We start from the raw sequence: 16,926 nt of genomic DNA on the forward strand, positions 1-16,926 counted from the left end.
GCCTCTCACTCGACACAAAAACGCCAGCATCTTGCTGGCGTTTTTTATAGCGTGACGCGATACGCGTCGAGAGCGATTGTATTAGCGGCGCTGCCTTTCATCGCCCACTTTGACCGGCAGTGTCAGGGTCTCACCATCACGAATAAGGGTCACATCTAGCGTTGAGCCTGGGCGAGTATCGGTGACCATATCCATGGCACTGCGCGCCCCGCGTACGGACTGACCATCAATCTTAATGATTAAATCTTGCGGTTGGATCCCCGCTTTATCCGCCGGTCCCCCTTGGTCAACACCAGACACCATGACGCCTCGTTGCTGCTCGGCATCCAGCAATCGCGCCATCACTGGGTTGACATCGCGACCATCAATCCCGATATAGCCTCGGATCACTCGGCCATCGGCAATCAGTTTATTCATGATCTTCTCGGTCAAACCGTAGGGGATAGCAAAGGAGATGCCGTAGGTTTCCAAATCGGTGGCTTGCTGGAACGAGGCGGTATTAATCCCCACTAACTCGCCGCGACTGTTGACCAAGGCGCCGCCGGAGTTGCCCCGGTTAATTGCGGCATCGGTTTGTAAAAAGTCTTGGCGGCCATAAAAGCTCATCCCGGTACGCCCAGTCGCGGAAATAATGCCATAAGTGGTGGTTTGGCCGAGGTTATAGGGGTTGCCAATCGCGAGCACCGTATCGCCCACCGCAGGCTGATAACGCTCGTTGACCGGGATCACGGGTAAGTTATCGGCTTGTACCTTGATCACCGCTAAGTCGGTGCGTTGATCTTTGCCCACCATTTGGGCGGTGAAAATACGGCCATCTTGCAAAGCCACAATCACCTGATCGGCCTCGGCGACCACGTGGTAGTTAGTGACAATATAGCCTTTGGCGCTCATGATCACCCCAGAGCCTAACCCCTGAGTGTTGAGGGCTAATCGTTCGTTGCCGGTGTAGTTGCGGGTGTAAATATTGACCACCGCCGGCGATGCGCGCTTAACCGCGTAATTAAACGACACCAGCTCCACGGGATCGTCCTCGATGCTGTCTGCAATTGAAAAGCCTGATAGCAGACCCGAGCGTAAGTCCGGCACCGCCACCAACAATAAGGCAGCCGTCACCAAGCCAATAATCACAGAGCGAATCAATAACGCCAGCATAAATAATGCCATCCTCAAGCAACTTAACGCGGAGCTAGAGAATAGCATTGTCAGCGAGGGTTGGGGAAATCATCACCGCGCTCTGGGCAAAAAAATGCCTGCCGAGGAGGCAGGCATCAATCGGTGTGCGCCAGGCGCGCGTGCGCGGACTAGCGGATCACCAGATACAAGGAACTGTTGTCGCGGACGATATTGAGCGCTAACACGCTGGGCTTGTCTTCAAGCAACTTGCGCAAATCGCCGAGGTTCTCAATCTTGTGGCGGTTGAGGCCGACAATCACATCCCCTTCACGCAGCCCGTAGCGTGCGGCGAGTGAACCTTCTTCAATGGCCGTCACTTCTACCCCAGCCGGCTCGGTGTCGTGATTTTTCAGCTCGGCACCGGTGAGGGCTTTGTGTAAGTTGTCGGCCTTGGTTTGCGTCTGGCTCGCTTCTTTGAGGGTGGTGTCCATTTCTAGGTTTTCACCGTCACGGATAACCCCCAAGGTGACAGGCTTGCCCGCGCCCAAGGTGGCAATTTTGGCGCGTAATTCACCAAAGCTGCGAATGCTCTTGCCGTTGACCGAGACGATGATGTCACCGGCTTCTAACCCCGCTTCTTCCGCGGCCGATTCCGGCATCACCTGGCTAACAAACGCGCCGTGTTGCGTGGCAAGACCAAAGGCATCGGCGAGCTCCGATGTTAGCTCGCGCCCGGTGACACCCAGCATGCCACGGCGCACCGAGCCATACTCGATAATTTGATCGACCAGGCTTTTCGCCATATTCACCGGAATCGCAAAGCCAATCCCGACGTTACCGCCATTGGGGCCTAAAATGGCGGTGTTGATCCCCATCAACTCACCATTAAGGTTCACCAGGGCGCCCCCCGAGTTACCACTGTTGATCGCCGCATCGGTTTGAATAAAGTTCTCAAAGTTTTCCAAATTCAAACCACTGCGTCCCAGTGCTGAGATGATCCCTGATGTAACGGTTTGTCCCAGTCCAAACGGGTTACCAATCGCCACCGCAAAATCGCCCACGCGGAGCTCGTCAGAGTTGGCCAGTGGGATCTGTGTGAGGTTATTGGCATCTTCATCCAACTGGAGGAGGGCGATGTCAGACATTTCGTCGCTGCCAATCAAGGTGGCATCGTACTCGCGGCCATCTTTAAGCTGCACCCGGATTTGGTCAGCATCATCAATCACATGGTGGTTGGTGACGATATAGCCTTTATCCGCATCAATGATCACTCCCGAGCCTAATCCGCGAAATGGGCGCTCTTGGGCTTGTTCGGGCGGTAGATTGGGGCCAAAGAAAAAACGAAAGGCTTCTGGAATACGCTGCTTCGCGACTTTATTGCCTTCAACGGCAATACTGACGACGGCCGGAGAGACCTTCTCCAACATGGGTGCCAAACTCGGCATGGCTTCGCCATTTACGGTTTGCGGTAGGGCAGCGTGGCTTGGGAGAGGGGAAAAGGCCGCGCCAAGAGTCAGCGCGGCGATACTCATCGCTAGTAAAGACTTCTTCATCATAGACTCACACTCCGATTGTCGAGGTATGAAGTGAGAGTGGGGGCAATCTGAAAAAGTTCAATCCTCCATCAACTCGTCGCGCGTGAACCTTCACCGCTTTTGAGCAGTCCTGAGGCACTGCCTGAGTAGTCTCTGGGCGGCTCGCTGGTTGTTTCGGCCTTCACTTCGGTGATTTTACCCAGCCGTTTAGCAAATGGATTGTCCTGATCGGGCAAATTCGGCATCAAATCGGTCGAGGTCTTTGCCATATGCTGATAGAGCTTGTTGTAATCTTTGGATAGCGTATCGAGCAGCTCTGCGCTTTGGGCAAAATGATCCACCAACTCTTGGCGATATTGTTCCAGCTCGTAACGTGACTTTTCTAGCTCCCTTTTCATGTTTTTTTGTTGTTTCAGATCGCGCGTCGTCATGCGGGCAATAAAGAAGCCTACCGCGATACCGATGACGAGAAAGATCAGGCTATTAATCCAGGCCATAACTGCTCCTTGTAGTCACAAGTTGACTGTCCACAGATACCACTGACGGGTCAGTCAAGACAAGTAAAATCACTTGCCTACCTAATAATATCGTACATTCCCCAATGACTCAGCAAGGGAAGATTTAGCTCACTATACACGTCGCTTTCCGCTTGGGATACTGTCTTGCGTGTTTGGTCTGTTGTGCGCGGTGACGCCCGACGTGTGACGTTTTCACGGGGCGTGTTACTATGCGTGCGAGGCGATAACCAATGAGGCTTTCACGGAATGACGCCACTCGAGCATTATAATAACGATCTGACCCACAACGATTTTATTGAAGACCCGGCGCAGCGTATGGCAGTGGAGAAACTCGATGATCTCTACCATCGCTTGGTCGCCAATCCCATTGTCCCCACTATGCCCGAAAAGCGCAGCTGGCTGCCTTGGCGTAAGCGCGAACCCGCGCCAGTGACCCCAGTAAAAGGCTTATATTTCTGGGGTGGGGTGGGGCGCGGCAAAACCTACCTAATGGATACGTTTTTCCACGCTTTGCCGTTTGAAAACAAGATGCGGATGCACTTTCACCGCTTTATGCATCGCGTTCACCAAGAGCTCAAAACCCTGGACGGCGAGGTTGACCCTCTGCCACAAATCGCTGATAAGTTTGCTCAAGAAACCCGAGTATTGTGCTTTGATGAGTTCTTTGTCTCTGACATCACCGATGCGATGATTTTGGGCACCTTAATGGAAGCCCTATTTGCGCGTGGTATTACCCTAGTGGCCACCTCCAACATCGTGCCGGATGAGCTTTATTGGAATGGATTGCAACGTGCGCGTTTTTTACCTGCGATCGCCTTGATTAATCAGCATTGTGAGGTGGTCAATGTCGACTCAGGGGTCGATTACCGCTTACGCACGCTAGAGCAAGCGGAGATCTTTCATCATCCTTTAGATGACGCCGCCACCGCGCAAATGCATGCCTACTTTAAAAAGCTCAATGGCGAGGGCGGGGTGAAACAGGATGTGATTGAAGTGAATCATCGGCCGCTGCAAACCCTCGAAAATGGCGACGGCGTGGTGCACTTTAGTTTTGCTGAGCTTTGCCAATCGGCACGTAGTCAAACCGACTACATGGAACTGGCACGCCTTTACCACACGGTGCTGCTGGCTGATATGCCTCAGCTAACCGGGGCGCAAGACGACGCCGCACGGCGCTTTATTGCCTTGGTGGATGAGTTTTACGAGCGTAGCGTGAAGCTAATCATCTCGGCGGCGGTACCCATGGATAGCCTCTATCAAGGCGAACGGTTGGCGTTTGAATTTAAGCGCTGCCAATCACGCCTCATCGAGATGCAAAGCCATGACTATCTTGCGTTGCCGCATTTGCCCTAAATCGGATAGAACGCGGGGCGCAAGCTCGCTAACGGCGCGCGTCCCGCAACACAATGGTGTGCAGTAGCCAAACAATCACCAACTGAAAAAAATCCACCGAATTTTTTTGCCAAAAGGAGGTGATTTTTTCTCCACTCTTCCCTATAATCTCGCGACCCACCGTTACTGTTGAAAGGCTTAGGCCGAGTGTACCACCACTCGAAGGGGTGATGTATGGGCGCTTAACAGTGGGAGCTTAGGCTCCTGAAGTGAAACTTATTAATCGGGTAATCATTAGCATGAAAACTTTCGTTGCTAAACCAGAAACTGTAAAACGCGACTGGTTCGTTGTAGACGCTGAAGGCAAAACGCTGGGCCGTCTGGCCACTGAAATTGCAACGCGTCTGCGTGGCAAGCACAAGCCAGAATACACTCCTCACGTTGACACCGGTGACTACATCGTTGTTATCAACGCTGAGAAAGTGGCTGTTACTGGCCGCAAAAAGTCTGACAAGATGTACTACAGCCACACTGGCTACATTGGTGGCATCAAGTCAATCAGCTTTGAAAAACTGATCGCGGAAAAACCTGAACTGGTTATTGAAAAAGCCGTTAAAGGTATGTTGCCACGCGGTCCTCTAGGTCGTGCTATGTACCGTAAACTGAAAGTTTACGCAGGTTCTGAGCACAAGCACGCGGCACAACAACCGCAAGTACTAGACATCTAAGAGGAATAAAGCAATGGCAGAACAATACTACGGCACCGGCCGTCGCAAAAGCTCCGCAGCGCGTGTCTTCATCAAGCCGGGCAGCGGTAACATCGAGATCAACAAGCGTTCTCTCGAGACTTATTTCGGTCGCGAAACCGCTCGCATGGTCGTTCGTCAGCCGCTTGAGCTGGTAGAAATGACCGAGAAGCTAGACCTGTACATCACCGTTTCTGGTGGTGGTATCTCTGGTCAAGCTGGCGCAATCCGTCACGGCATCACTCGTGCCCTGATGGAGTATGACGAGTCACTACGTCCTGCGCTACGTGCAGCTGGCTTTGTTACGCGTGACGCTCGTCGCGTTGAGCGTAAAAAAGTGGGTCTACGCAAAGCACGTCGCAGCCCGCAGTTCTCGAAGCGTTAATCGACGTTCCAGTCAGATTTGCTGCAAAAAGCCTGGTGGCAACGCCAGGCTTTTTTTATCCATCAATTTATCCGTCATTCTTGGGTGCAATACTCATTTATTTCCTTTCAAAACAGTGTATAAGCACTCACTTTCCAACATTTTTATTACCCTTTCCTCAATTCTGTGCACACCGCTCACATTTGTTACAAAAAGGTAGCTTTATCTTGTCAAAAAGTAGGGTTTTCTCTATCATCTAGCCGACGTAATAGCAGCTAAGATTTAATCGAACTGATCCCAGTCAGCCGTTATTACATATTCGTTTTTAAGTAAGCCGTACGCTCCATGGACGCAAAGGACACAATAAAAATCCAAGCGGGAGCACATGGGAGAATGTTGGATGAGCAATGCGCCAGTGAATACCGGCCGACGCCGTTTCCTGACTGCGACGACGTCAGTTGTTGGCGGTTTAGGGGCCGTAGCAGTTGCCGTACCTTTTATTAAGTCTTGGAACCCAAGCGCGAAAGCCAAAGCGGCGGGCGCGCCTGTCGAAGTCGATATCAGTAAGCTACAAGACGGACAAATGATCCGTGTTGAGTGGCGAGGAAAACCTGTATGGATCGTGCGTCGTAGTGACGCGGTCGTCGAAGAGCTGTCTAGCTTCGAGGACCAGCTTCGTGATCCCGGTTCGGCACAGCCGCAACAGCCAGAATACGCAGCCAACCAGACCCGCTCTATTAAACCTGAAATTTTTGTCGCGGTTGGTATCTGTACCCATCTAGGTTGTTCGCCAACCTACCTGCCTGACAGTTTCAGTGAGCAAGTGAGTGGGGTGAAAGCCGGGTTCTTCTGTCCGTGTCATGGTTCCAAATTTGACATGGCAGGACGCGTATTCCAAGGCGTACCTGCACCACTAAACCTGGTCGTTCCACCTTACATGTACTTGGACGACAAACGGGTACTCGTGGGACAAGATGAGGGGACTGCGTAATGGAAAACTTGCTGAACTGGGTTGAGAAACGCATTCCAGCGATGAATGCGTATCGCAAACACATGACTGAGTACCCCATGCCGAAGAACTTCAACTTCTGGTATATGTTTGGGGTGCTCGCAATGCTGGTTCTGGTTAACCAAATTCTTACTGGGATTTGGCTAACCATGAACTACGTACCTTCAGCGGAAGGCGCATTTGCGTCTGTTGAATACATCATGCGTGATGTGGAGTACGGCTGGCTCTTGAGGTATATGCACTCCACCGGGGCCTCGGCCTTCTTTGTGGTGGTCTATCTGCATATGTTCCGTGGCCTGATTTACGGCTCCTACCAAAAGCCACGTGAGCTGTTATGGCTATTTGGTATGCTGATCTTCCTGGTGCTGATGGCTGAGGCCTTTATGGGCTATCTGCTGCCATGGGGACAAATGTCGTACTGGGGCGCACAGGTCATCATCTCCTTGTTCGGGGCCATCCCAGTGATTGGTGATGACCTAACACTGTGGATTCGTGGTGACTACGTTGTCTCTGGCGCGACCTTGAACCGTTTCTTTGCCCTCCACGTGATTGCACTGCCGATTGTGCTCTTGCTGTTGGTGGCATTGCACGTGCTTGCACTGCACGAAGTGGGCTCAAACAACCCGGATGGTATCGACACTAAATTACCGAAAGGTGAGGCAGATGACGATGGCCAGCAGTCACAGTTCAAGTTCCACCCGGATTACACCAAGAAATATAAGATCATTGATTCGATTCCTTTCCACCCTTACGGGACAGTGAAAGACTTGATTGGTGTGGGTGTGTTCGGCATCTTGTTCGCCTACGTGATTTTCTTTAATCCCGAAATGGGCGGTTATTTCCTTGAGCCACCCAACTTTGAAGCGGCTAACCCGCTGAAGACCCCTGAGCACATTGCCCCTGTTTGGTACTTCACGCCGTTCTACGCGATTTTGCGTGCGATCCCAGACAAGCTAATTGGTGTTATTGCCATGGGCGCGTCGATTGTGATGCTGTTCATCCTACCGTGGCTTGACCGCTGCCGTGTGCGCTCATACCGCTACCGCAGCAAGCTGCACTTGGCGAACATCGTCCAATTTGTGATTGCCTTTATTGCTCTGGGTATTCTGGGCGCGTTGCCAGCAACCCCAACGTACACCTTGCTGGCGCAGATCTTCAGCTTCTGTTACTTCATGTTCTTCGTGCTGTTGTTCTTCTACAGCAAAAATGAGGCAACAAAACCGCTACCAGAGAGGGTGACATTCAAATGAGAAAATGGATTGTAATCTTGTGCGCGCTGTTGCCCTCTTTGGCGATGGCCGCCGGTGGCAATGTCCACTTGGACGAAGCCAACAATGATTTGACGGACAAAGCCTCATTGCAACGTGGCGCCAAACTGTTCATGAACTACTGTTTTGGTTGCCATGCTACGCAGTATCAGCGCTATCAGCGTGTGGCCGAAGATCTCAATATTCCTAAAGACTTGATGGAAGACAACCTGATTGTCGATAAGAATGCCGATTACGGCGAGTTGATGAAAAACGCTATGACGCAAGAGGCGGGCGCGCAGTACTTCGGTGCACCCGCTCCCGATCTGACTTTGGTGGCACGTGTGCGTGGTGTGGACTGGCTATATACCTATTTACGTTCGTTCTACGTCGACCCATCTCGCCCATTTGGCGTGAACAACACCGTGTTCCCGAACGTGGGTATGCCACACGTGCTTGAAGAGCTGCAAGGCACACCCCGTAAAGTGTACGAAACACGTATGGTGGACGGTGAGCCGGTGGAAGAGTTTGTGGGTCTCAAGTCTGACGGCAACGGCGAACTCAGTGCCAGCGAGTACGATAATGCGGTGCGCGATCTGGTTAACTTCCTTGAATATTCAGGGGAACCTGTGAAGCTAGAGCGCCAGCAACTGGGCTGGTGGGTGATTGGTTTCTTCGTGGTATTCTTGATTTTGGCGTACTTCCTCAAGAAAGAATATTGGCGCGATGTGCACTGATCGGTTAATCTAGTGTGTTGCTAATCCGCAATGGGGACTTTAAGTCCCCATTGCTTTCTATTGTTATTGAACATCCTGGAGGGGTTGATGGCTGTTGCTGCCAATAAACGCTCGGTGATGACGTTATTCTCTGACGCATCTGATCTCTATAGTCATCAGGTACGCATCGTCCTCGCAGAGAAAGGTGTCAGTGTAGAAATCGAGCTGGTGGATCCGAATAATCTGCCAGAAGATCTGGTTGACTTAAATCCTTATAACTCTGTTCCAACCTTGGTAGACCGTGAGTTAGCGTTGTACAACGCGGATATCATCATGGAATACTTGGATGAGCGTTTCCCTCACCCGCCATTGATGCCGGTATACCCTGTTGCCCGTGCACAAAGTCGTTTGATGATGTATCGCATCAAGCGCAACTGGTATACCTTGGTTGACCAAATTATGGAAGGCAGTGCTGACGACGCCGACAAAGCGCGTAAGCAGCTGCGTGAAGAGCTTCTGGCGCTGGCGCCGGTATTTGCCGAAGATCCCTACTTCCTAAGCGAAGAGTTTAGCTTGGTGGATTGCTACTTAGCCCCGTTGCTGTGGCGTTTGCCGGCACTGGGTATTGAGCTAACTGGCCCAGGCGCGAAGCAAGTAAAAGACTACATGACGCGTCTGTTTGAGCGTGATTCGTTTCTCGCCTCACTGACAGAAGCTGAACGTGAAATGCGACTAACAGGTCAATAATGTCTACATCAGAATTTGCGATGACACCACGCCGCCCCTATTTGGTTCGCGCGTTCTATGATTGGTTACTGGATAACGATCTCACCCCACACATGGTGGTGGACGCGACGTTACCTGGGGTACAAGTCCCGTTTGACTACGTCAAAGACGGACAAATTGTTCTCAACATTGCCCCGCGTGCGGTGGGAAACTTAGAGCTTAGCAACGACCATGTGTGCTTTAATGCCCGCTTTGGTGGCAAGCCTCAACAAGTGCTGGTGCCTATGGCCGCAGTGCTCGCCATCTATGCGCGTGAAAATGGTGCCGGCACCATGTTTGATATGGAGCCCGCCTACGCGCAGGCCGATGAGGAGGAAATGTTTGAACAATCTCCCTCATCCAGCGAGGTAGAAGACGACGACGAGCCGCCTTTGGTGTCGGTTGACAGCGTTGACGATCCAGACGCGTTGCCGCAAGCCGATGACGAAGACGACACGCCGGCTACGCCAAGCAAAAAAGGCAAGCCGACGCTAACCGTGGTGAAATAACCGCGTCGCAAGTTCTACCTGAAGGTAAGACACAAAAAACCAGCACCCAAGTGCTGGTTTTTTTATGCGCAGGGGCCTGCCGCACAGAAAAGGCGCCCGACTAGACGCCCTCAATGTACGGCGTCTGAATCAATGACGCTCGGTCATGATCTCGCGCGAGAACACCTTCTCACAGTATTTGCAGCGCAACTTCACATCGTCTGCTTCACTCAGCACGCGGAATGAGCTATCGACCGCCGGCTCACCGTGAGTAATACAGTTAGAATTTGGGCAGCGGAACACGCCTTGAATCACCTCAGGCAAGGTCAGCGGCAACTTGGCGACCACTTGGTAATCTTCAATTTGATTCACGGTTGCCTGTGGGGCGTACAACGCGAGTTGGCTGGCCTGATCTTCGCTGATCACCACGTTCTCGATTTTGATCAGATCTTTGCAGCCTAACGCCGACGATGGCAAGTTAAGGCCAATGGTGATCCGCTGATCGCTGCCGTGCATTTGAAACAGGTTTAAGATCTTAAAGCCAATGTGCGCGGGGATATGATCGATCACCGTGCCGTGACAGATGGCTTCAACTTGTAGTTTGTTATCCGTGCTCATTTTGCAACTCCTTCAACCTGTTCGTTTAATACCAGTGCCAGCAGGGCTTCTCGCGCATAGACGCCGTTCTCAGCTTGCTCAAAGTAATAGGCGTGCGGGGTTTTATCGACATCCACAGTAATTTCATCCACACGGGGCAGGGGATGCATCACCTTCATGTTGGGTTTGGCATCACGCAGCATCCCCGCATTTAAAATGAACGCCGCTTTAATGTGCGCATACTCTGATTCATCAAAGCGCTCTTTTTGTACCCGCGTCATATACAATACATCCAGCTCAGGCACCACATCGGTGATGCTACTGTGCAGGCTATACGGGTGGCCCGCGGCAGTCAGCTCATCTAACAAATACTCAGGCATCGCCAGGGCATCCGGGGCGATATAGAAAAAGCGGTTACCCTCGAATTTTGACAAGGCTTGCGTCAGTGAATGCACGGTTCGGCCATATTTCAGATCGCCCACCATGGCAATGTTGAGGTTATCGAGCCGGCCTTGGGTTTCGTAAATCGAGAACAGGTCGAGCAGGGTTTGGGTTGGATGCTGGTTAGCGCCATCACCACCGTTCACTACTGGCACACCTTCAGAGAACTCCGAGGCCAACCGCGCTGCACCTTCTTTGGGGTGGCGCATCACAAAGCCATCGACATACGAAGAAATCACCCGTACTGAGTCGGCCAAGGTTTCGCCTTTTTTGCCTGACGAGGTATTGCCACCGTCGGGGAAGCCGATCACCGAGCCGCCAAGGCGCTGAATCGCGGTTTCAAACGACAAACGTGTGCGCGTCGACGCCTCAAAAAAGCAGCTGGTAATCACTTTATTCTTCAACAGCGTCGGGTTAGGGCGCGCTTTTAGCTCGCCCGCCGTGGCGACGATTAACTCCAGCTCGTCGCGGCTGAGCTCGGGAATGGAAATAATATGTTTGTTATAAAGCGTATTGGCCATAACGCGAGTCCCTTTCTTTGCAGTGTGCTACAGGCAAAAAAAAACCTCCTAAACGGAGGTTTTTACGATCACGACCAATGCGGATACCGTCCCGTAATGGGGCGGATAAATCGCTGTTTGTGGGTGGAATAACCAACATAACTTCTGGCCGTGTAGTGAAATCTGGCCGAATTATACGCCCCTATTTATGTCGTGCAAGCAAAAGTGCAATCGTTTACGTGCTTGCGTTGACGAGTGTGGCAACCATCACAGCCTTGATGGTATGCATACGGTTCTCTGCTTGGTCAAAGACGATCGACTGCTCAGATTCGAACACCTCGTCGGTCACCTCCAAGCCATTAAGCCCGTATTGATCGGCGATTTGTTTACCCACACCAGTCTCATCGTTATGAAAGGCAGGCAAACAGTGCATAAACTTAGCGTGTGGATTCGCAGTGGCGGCCATCAAACTGGGGTTAACCTGATAAGGGGTGAGATCGGCCACGCGCTGCGCCCAGACCGATTCGGGCTCACCCATCGACACCCAGATATCGGTATACACAAAATCACAGCCGTTCACCGCTGCGGTGTCTTCGGTTAAGGTGATCGTCGCGCCGGTATTGGCGGCGATATCTTGGCAGGCGGCAATCAAATCAGCCTCAGGCCAATAGGCTTTGGGGCCAATCAGGCGCAGATCCATGCCCATTTTCACCGCACCGACCAATAGCGAATTGCCCATGTTATTGCGCGCATCTCCCACATACGCAAACGCGATTTGATCAAGCGGTTTGTCACTGTGCTCTTGCATGGTGAGCAGATCGGCCAACACCTGGGTAGGGTGAAAATCATCGGTTAAGCCATTCCATACTGGCACCCCGGCATGCGCGGCGAGCGTCTCGACCACTTCTTGGCCAAAGCCACGGTATTGAATGCCATCGTACATTCTCCCTAATACCCGCGCGGTATCCTTCATGGTTTCTTTATGGCCAATTTGGGTGCCGCTAGGGCCGAGGTAACTGACTTGCGCGCCTTGATCAAACGCCGCCACCTCAAAGGCACAGCGCGTACGGGTCGAGGTTTTCTCAAAAATCAGCGCAATGTTTTTGCCCGTTAGCTGCGGCGTTTCCTCACCGCGAGCTTTGGCCGCTTTAAGTGCGGCGGCATCATCAATCAGATCGTGGATTTGCTGAGGTGACAAGTCGAGTAAGGTGAGCAGTGATTGCTGGTAGAGGTCGCTTTTCATATCTATCCCTAAATAACCCTATAAAATGAATATTAAATCGATATTTATGTTTAATTATTCTTTGATGGTAAAGCGCGTGCTAGCAAGATGCAAGCGACAAATCCGAGCGTAAAGGCCATAAATTGACCAATAACACACCGTTTTGATGGTTTTCTGACCGCGGAAGGGGGATTTAATCAAGCACTGACAATGCTGATAAATTGGCGACAAACTAGACAATCCTTTTACTGCCTTATAGCGGGGGAATGACAGGGCCGCGCGATGAGTGAGAGATAGTGTTTATGTCCTCAAGGGCAACGACAATACTAGGAAGGAAAACATGATGAAAACACAAAACAAAGCACTGACTCTTAGCGCACTCATGATGATGGTTGGCCTCGTCGGCCCCGCGATGGCCAACGAAGCCAGCCAACCACAAGGCGACCAACCCGTGGTAACCTGCCCAGACGGCGGCACGGATTGCGACACGCAGCCAATGCCAGAAGACGACAACAGCACCTGGCCGGCTGAAGACAGCCAAGACCCCGCCATGCAATAAGGCGGTCACCTCCTAAGCAAGCAAAGCGTGAGTGCCGCCACATTGGCGGCGCTTGTTTATCCCGCAGCACGCTAAGTGCTCAAAAAGCATACTGAATTCGCCCCCCTTACAGCTAGACACCCTGTGAGCCTTCCCCTATAATCCCATTCCATTCGGCCCCTTAGCTCAGTGGTTAGAGCAGTCGACTCATAATCGATTGGTCCCCAGTTCAAGTCTGGGAGGGGCCACCAGTCATAGAAAGGCGTAGCAGGTTAGTACCTACTACGCCTTTTTTGTGCCTGCTGATTTTTAGTCAAACACTTAGTCAAACAAGGAACGGGTACAACTCCCGTTTTCGCATTAGAAAAAATCAGCGGGGTGACACTGAGAGGTGTTCAACACGCCGAACCTGCTAGAAGTCCTCTTTTCCCTTGCTTATGCAAGCGCCCACTAAAACGATTCATCCGTTGTGTCCTAGGTAACTTCTTGCACCCATCTCACAAAATATGGCTTATCTAACACTTTGGACAATAGGGCACGAAAACCAAAACAGCCCTTGATACACTAATCCCAAATCTGCCAACTCGATGGCGTGTTAGGTGCCGACAACTGATCGGCGGTAGCATGGCTAAACACTGGACGGTTAACCAGCTTATCTGCCAGATATACTCATTAGCGTGCGCGTTTATCCGTGACCGATTCACACTATCCCAGAATGGATGAAAAAAAGAGCCTATAAGTCATGCGTTTACAGACTCACGCTTGGGGATAGTGTGAATACCAGAACAGAGATAGGCGGCATGCACACTTTCGCGGAAAAGAGATGTCCGTTAGCGGCAGTAAATTATATTTATAACAGTAAGTTAGCTAGGAAAGAGGGCGGATAACGGTTTTGGGAAATCGTGCGTGTGCACTAATACAATGTTAAATGAAAATGAAAGCTTGGTCTTATTCCATAAGAGCACCACAAAAGGAGAGTCATTATGCCAGACAACAAAAACATTATTGCGCCGGACGATAAACGCAGGATTGACGTTAATGACCCAGCGGAAGTTAGAAATTGGTGCAAGTCCTTCGGTTGTACAGAAGCAGAATTGAAGGCAGCAGTGAAGGCGGCAGACAGCACTTATGCCAGAGATGTGCAGCAGTATTTATAGCATTTAACAATGCCAGTCAGCAGGACGCTCGCAAGCTCGCGCCTCTGCTGGCGGCGTTAGCAAGGAGGTAGGATAGTGCCAGAAAGACTCAGATTGACTAAGAATGCACAATTTTACAGAGTCAATGAGCCTGTAGAAGATGATCTAGTTAAAACGATCCTGGACACGGCCTCTGACAATATGAATCCCGATAGTGGATTTGTAATTGATGAATTCAGGCAGGAACGGAATTTGGACGAACAAAGTTTAAGTTATGTCTATTCAGCTAGGGTATTTCCTTCTAGTCGGCCAGTTTATTTCTTAGACGATGATTTCGAAGACAAAATTTATGCATTTATATTGATCATTGAGATTGGCGACTACCTTGCTGTTCTGAAGAAGAGCTGCGCCAACATATTTGACCTGATGGACAAAAAATTTACGCTTGTCGGCAGCAAGGAATTTTCATCATCATTCTCTGATGATGATGTAGAATTTCAGAGGTTGGCGCTTAGAAATATGACGGTTTCAGATCGCGCAATGAGATCTAGATCGTATGAGGCGGCCGACTTAAAAGGATTGCTTTCTACTCATTCAGCAGGAAGATCAATTCCCTATTACTTTAAGCTCCGACAAGGAGCCAAAACCAGATCTATATCAGGAACTGGTCGGGTTATTGAATCATCTAGTAGAGAAACAATCGATAATGTTGCTGTATGGGTTCACGAGCAAATCAATCTAATAGAATCCCCTAGCAATACAAATTTTCTAGATGCTTTCGCAAGTAAAGTGGAGCTAAGCGAAGTCTTAACGATTTGTTCGCCTAATGCCATTCTTATAGAGAGTCATTCTTTGTTTGATCGCCTTAAGAAGGATGGCGTTTCAGTAAAATATAAAACAAAGAAAGGAAAAGTCATCAGCGTTTCCAATCGTGTCTACAAAAATCTAGAGTCTGCGCTGGAGAAAGTATACGAAATAGATTCAGATTTAAATATCATAGGTGTTAATGACGGCTCTCGGATTAGAGCCAACAAGAAAAGCTTAACATTATATTCAAAATACCTTGCAAAGTTCCGTGTGTCAGAAAATGGGAAGTTAATAACTCTTCAAAAATATATTGTTAAGCACGGGTTTTATAGTATCACTTTTAACGAACCAAAATACATGTACTTTATGGGGTCGTGTTTCGAGGATTCTTCAGGTGTTTCAGAAATCGACAACATTCTCGAGATACTTCAACCAATAGAAGCAATTCCTGCGGTCAACTCGGAAAAAGGTAGCTTTACAGAAGAAAGCGAAAATTTTACAGAAGACTCAATGTTTGATGTTATTGAGAAAATCCATGCGGAAGATGATTATATATTCTGTGATGACCTAGGTGATGAGTGGGCTGATCATATAACGTTCAATAAAGAGAATTCAAACATATGCTTTATTCACTCAAAACACGGCGATTCGAGTACATCAGCCAGCAACTTACACGATGTTGTGGGTCAAGGAATTAAGAACCTTGGAAACATGTATTTTGATGCGAGTGCTATGTTGTCAAAATTAGACAAAACCTTTAAAAATTACTATAAGTCTGGGAAAGGTATACAGACAAAAATACCCAGGATACGAAAGGGAGACATCGATGATTTCGGTTGGTATCTAGACAATTTGCTTAAGGATTACAAGCTCAATCGCAGCTGCATCCTATGCTGTTCATTCCTTTCGGAATCAGACATTACAAGCGAGTTTAATAAAATAAAAGAAGGAAAGCCTGTGAGAGGTAATATTGTCCAGCTACTATGGATTATTTCTTCTTTCGCGCATGCGGTCAAAGATATGAATGCGAGACCAATAATATATTGTGCCGAGTAATATTGCTAGCAATGCCATGCACGCGACAAGCGCGTGATGGCGGCGTTATAACTACAAGGAGGCTTGAGTGTTAAAAACTTATGACAAACGACTAATTGCAGCTGATATGCTAGAGGAAGCAATTTTAAAATTCAAAGTTGCTCAATCTGACCTAGATTATATTCAATGTATTTTGCTAGCAGGTGCTTCTATTGGAATTACATCACCGCTTTTGTCTGAAGCGAAGAAGAAAACTTCGCATGAAAAGTCAGCTGAAACAGTTATCAAGATACGAGAATATTCACTTGGCCGGAAATTAAATGAATCAGAGAAAAGGCAGGTGTTCAGTGGTGCTCTAAGGTTTAACAAACAAGCATATAATTCCCTTAAGCATGCAGGTAATGGCAAAAAGCTAGCTGCTTCTGATGATTTGGAAATAGAAACAGATTTTCGTGAAGAGGCTGAAGAATTACTGTGGGCAGCGATTGAAGATTTTAAAAGTTTGACTATTTCACCAGAGTATTTGATAGATAATGATAAAAATGAGTTTAGGCTACTAATTGGGCAAAGTGACCCTTTAGGCACCATCCCTGAAATGTACTGTCGCCCAAGAAATACTGAGTAAAGTAGTTATAACAAAGTCGTAAACGCGGACAAATAAAAGTTGGCTTTGTTCATGCCTCACAAATTTTAGCCAACTATTATTAGCCAGTTACAACGGCTACATGGATTCCCCCGTTCGTCAAGCATCCGCGAAGCGTATTGAGTTTGGTTTGGACTGCCGCTCTACATTCGGCCTTTTACTGACTCACGTCAT

General features: G+C 49.6%; 18 protein-coding genes and 1 tRNA gene. 13 read left to right on the forward strand and 6 right to left on the reverse strand.

Translation table 11 applies throughout. The features are described from left to right. Positions 1 to 81 precede the first annotated feature (81 nt). From degS to zapG, 3 genes are all read right to left on the reverse strand, one after another. Positions 82 to 1,152 carry an outer membrane-stress sensor serine endopeptidase DegS gene (degS, locus tag BZG25_RS13570; protein ID WP_077578668.1) on the reverse strand — a complete coding sequence of 357 codons (1,071 nt, stop codon included), beginning with the start codon at positions 1,150 to 1,152 and terminating at the stop codon, positions 82 to 84. A 149-nt stretch (positions 1,153 to 1,301) separates the two neighbouring features. Beyond that, entirely contained in the window at positions 1,302 to 2,666 is a 1,365-nt protein-coding gene (locus BZG25_RS13575; protein WP_108743058.1) for a Do family serine endopeptidase, read from the reverse strand. 71 nt (positions 2,667 to 2,737) lie between these two features. After that, positions 2,738 to 3,145 (reverse strand): Z-ring associated protein ZapG, encoded by a 408-nt coding sequence (gene zapG, locus BZG25_RS13580; protein ID WP_069363320.1) that lies wholly within the window; start codon positions 3,143 to 3,145, stop codon positions 2,738 to 2,740. 267 nt (positions 3,146 to 3,412) lie between these two features. Here zapG and zapE point away from each other — a divergent pair, with 267 nt between their 5' ends. From zapE to sspB, 8 genes are all read left to right on the forward strand, one after another. Next, positions 3,413 to 4,519, forward strand: coding sequence for a cell division protein ZapE (zapE, locus tag BZG25_RS13585; protein ID WP_077578670.1), 1,107 nt, complete (start codon positions 3,413 to 3,415; stop codon positions 4,517 to 4,519). 278 nt (positions 4,520 to 4,797) lie between these two features. Then, positions 4,798 to 5,226 (forward strand): 50S ribosomal protein L13, encoded by a 429-nt coding sequence (gene rplM / locus BZG25_RS13590; RefSeq protein WP_046073927.1) that lies wholly within the window; start codon positions 4,798 to 4,800, stop codon positions 5,224 to 5,226. Positions 5,227 to 5,239: 13 nt separating this feature from the next. Next, the gene (gene rpsI, locus BZG25_RS13595) at positions 5,240 to 5,629 is read left to right on the forward strand and encodes a 30S ribosomal protein S9 (RefSeq protein WP_046073928.1); all 390 of its coding nucleotides are present in this window, start codon (positions 5,240 to 5,242) and stop codon (positions 5,627 to 5,629) included. A 379-nt stretch (positions 5,630 to 6,008) separates the two neighbouring features. Next, positions 6,009 to 6,599: a ubiquinol-cytochrome c reductase iron-sulfur subunit gene (gene petA / locus BZG25_RS13600; protein ID WP_046073929.1), complete on the forward strand. Its 591-nt coding sequence runs from the start codon at positions 6,009 to 6,011 to the stop codon at positions 6,597 to 6,599. Then, positions 6,599 to 7,867 (forward strand): cytochrome bc complex cytochrome b subunit, encoded by a 1,269-nt coding sequence (locus BZG25_RS13605; RefSeq protein WP_046073930.1) that lies wholly within the window; start codon positions 6,599 to 6,601, stop codon positions 7,865 to 7,867. The genes petA and BZG25_RS13605 overlap by 1 nt, the downstream gene beginning before the upstream one ends. Then, entirely contained in the window at positions 7,864 to 8,601 is a 738-nt protein-coding gene (locus BZG25_RS13610; RefSeq protein WP_046073931.1) for a cytochrome c1, read from the forward strand. The genes BZG25_RS13605 and BZG25_RS13610 overlap by 4 nt, the downstream gene beginning before the upstream one ends. A gap of 87 nt (positions 8,602 to 8,688) precedes the next feature. Beyond that, complete coding sequence (gene sspA, locus BZG25_RS13615; RefSeq protein ID WP_046073932.1) at positions 8,689 to 9,327, forward strand: stringent starvation protein SspA; 639 nt, start codon at positions 8,689 to 8,691, stop codon at positions 9,325 to 9,327. Further along, complete coding sequence (gene sspB / locus BZG25_RS13620; RefSeq protein WP_077639270.1) at positions 9,327 to 9,854, forward strand: ClpXP protease specificity-enhancing factor; 528 nt, start codon at positions 9,327 to 9,329, stop codon at positions 9,852 to 9,854. Before sspA ends, sspB begins: the two co-directional genes overlap by 1 nt. Before the next feature lie 129 nt (positions 9,855 to 9,983). On the opposite strand, the gene pyrI is transcribed toward sspB, so the two are convergent. The 3 genes from pyrI to argF form a co-directional block, all read right to left on the reverse strand. Further along, positions 9,984 to 10,451 carry an aspartate carbamoyltransferase regulatory subunit gene (pyrI, locus tag BZG25_RS13625; protein ID WP_077606047.1) on the reverse strand — a complete coding sequence of 156 codons (468 nt, stop codon included), beginning with the start codon at positions 10,449 to 10,451 and terminating at the stop codon, positions 9,984 to 9,986. Next, the gene (pyrB, locus tag BZG25_RS13630; protein ID WP_077639271.1) at positions 10,448 to 11,392 is read right to left on the reverse strand and encodes an aspartate carbamoyltransferase; all 945 of its coding nucleotides are present in this window, start codon (positions 11,390 to 11,392) and stop codon (positions 10,448 to 10,450) included. The genes pyrI and pyrB overlap by 4 nt, the downstream gene beginning before the upstream one ends. A 214-nt stretch (positions 11,393 to 11,606) precedes the next feature. Beyond that, complete coding sequence (argF, locus tag BZG25_RS13635; protein WP_077639272.1) at positions 11,607 to 12,614, reverse strand: ornithine carbamoyltransferase; 1,008 nt, start codon at positions 12,612 to 12,614, stop codon at positions 11,607 to 11,609. A 319-nt stretch (positions 12,615 to 12,933) separates the two neighbouring features. On the opposite strand from argF, the gene BZG25_RS13640 reads away from it, so the two are divergent. From BZG25_RS13640 to BZG25_RS13660, 5 genes are all read left to right on the forward strand, one after another. After that, the gene (locus tag BZG25_RS13640) at positions 12,934 to 13,152 is read left to right on the forward strand and encodes a hypothetical protein (RefSeq protein WP_131826118.1); all 219 of its coding nucleotides are present in this window, start codon (positions 12,934 to 12,936) and stop codon (positions 13,150 to 13,152) included. A gap of 154 nt (positions 13,153 to 13,306) precedes the next feature. After that, positions 13,307 to 13,382: transfer RNA gene (locus tag BZG25_RS13645), tRNA-Ile, on the forward strand. Between the two features lie 732 nt (positions 13,383 to 14,114). Continuing rightward, entirely contained in the window at positions 14,115 to 14,288 is a 174-nt protein-coding gene (locus BZG25_RS13650) for a DUF3606 domain-containing protein (protein ID WP_077639274.1), read from the forward strand. A 75-nt stretch (positions 14,289 to 14,363) separates the two neighbouring features. After that, on the forward strand, positions 14,364 to 16,130 hold the full coding sequence (locus BZG25_RS13655) for a hypothetical protein (RefSeq protein ID WP_077639275.1): 1,767 nt from the start codon (positions 14,364 to 14,366) through the stop codon (positions 16,128 to 16,130). Between the two features lie 67 nt (positions 16,131 to 16,197). After that, positions 16,198 to 16,734, forward strand: coding sequence for a hypothetical protein (locus BZG25_RS13660; protein ID WP_077639276.1), 537 nt, complete (start codon positions 16,198 to 16,200; stop codon positions 16,732 to 16,734). Positions 16,735 to 16,926: the final 192 nt, after the last annotated feature.

This window comes from Salinivibrio sp. ML198, assembly GCF_001996015.1.
GTDB lineage: Bacteria > Pseudomonadota > Gammaproteobacteria > Enterobacterales > Vibrionaceae > Salinivibrio > Salinivibrio siamensis.

Bases quoted from the DNA above. Each gene is read 5' to 3' on its own strand.
- degS (WP_077578668.1), bottom strand. From the start codon at position 1,152: ATGCTGGCGTTATTGATTCGCTCTGTGATTATTGGCTTGGTGACGGCT.
- BZG25_RS13575 (WP_108743058.1), bottom strand. From the start codon at position 2,666: ATGAAGAAGTCTTTACTAGCGATGAGTATCGCCGCGCTGACTCTTGGC.
- zapG (WP_069363320.1), bottom strand. From the start codon at position 3,145: ATGGCCTGGATTAATAGCCTGATCTTTCTCGTCATCGGTATCGCGGTA.
- zapE (WP_077578670.1), top strand. From the start codon at position 3,413: ATGACGCCACTCGAGCATTATAATAACGATCTGACCCACAACGATTTT.
- rplM (WP_046073927.1), top strand. From the start codon at position 4,798: ATGAAAACTTTCGTTGCTAAACCAGAAACTGTAAAACGCGACTGGTTC.
- rpsI (WP_046073928.1), top strand. From the start codon at position 5,240: ATGGCAGAACAATACTACGGCACCGGCCGTCGCAAAAGCTCCGCAGCG.
- petA (WP_046073929.1), top strand. From the start codon at position 6,009: ATGAGCAATGCGCCAGTGAATACCGGCCGACGCCGTTTCCTGACTGCG.
- BZG25_RS13605 (WP_046073930.1), top strand. From the start codon at position 6,599: ATGGAAAACTTGCTGAACTGGGTTGAGAAACGCATTCCAGCGATGAAT.
- BZG25_RS13610 (WP_046073931.1), top strand. From the start codon at position 7,864: ATGAGAAAATGGATTGTAATCTTGTGCGCGCTGTTGCCCTCTTTGGCG.
- sspA (WP_046073932.1), top strand. From the start codon at position 8,689: ATGGCTGTTGCTGCCAATAAACGCTCGGTGATGACGTTATTCTCTGAC.
- sspB (WP_077639270.1), top strand. From the start codon at position 9,327: ATGTCTACATCAGAATTTGCGATGACACCACGCCGCCCCTATTTGGTT.
- pyrI (WP_077606047.1), bottom strand. From the start codon at position 10,451: ATGAGCACGGATAACAAACTACAAGTTGAAGCCATCTGTCACGGCACG.
- pyrB (WP_077639271.1), bottom strand. From the start codon at position 11,392: ATGGCCAATACGCTTTATAACAAACATATTATTTCCATTCCCGAGCTC.
- argF (WP_077639272.1), bottom strand. From the start codon at position 12,614: ATGAAAAGCGACCTCTACCAGCAATCACTGCTCACCTTACTCGACTTG.
- BZG25_RS13640 (WP_131826118.1), top strand. From the start codon at position 12,934: ATGATGAAAACACAAAACAAAGCACTGACTCTTAGCGCACTCATGATG.
- BZG25_RS13650 (WP_077639274.1), top strand. From the start codon at position 14,115: ATGCCAGACAACAAAAACATTATTGCGCCGGACGATAAACGCAGGATT.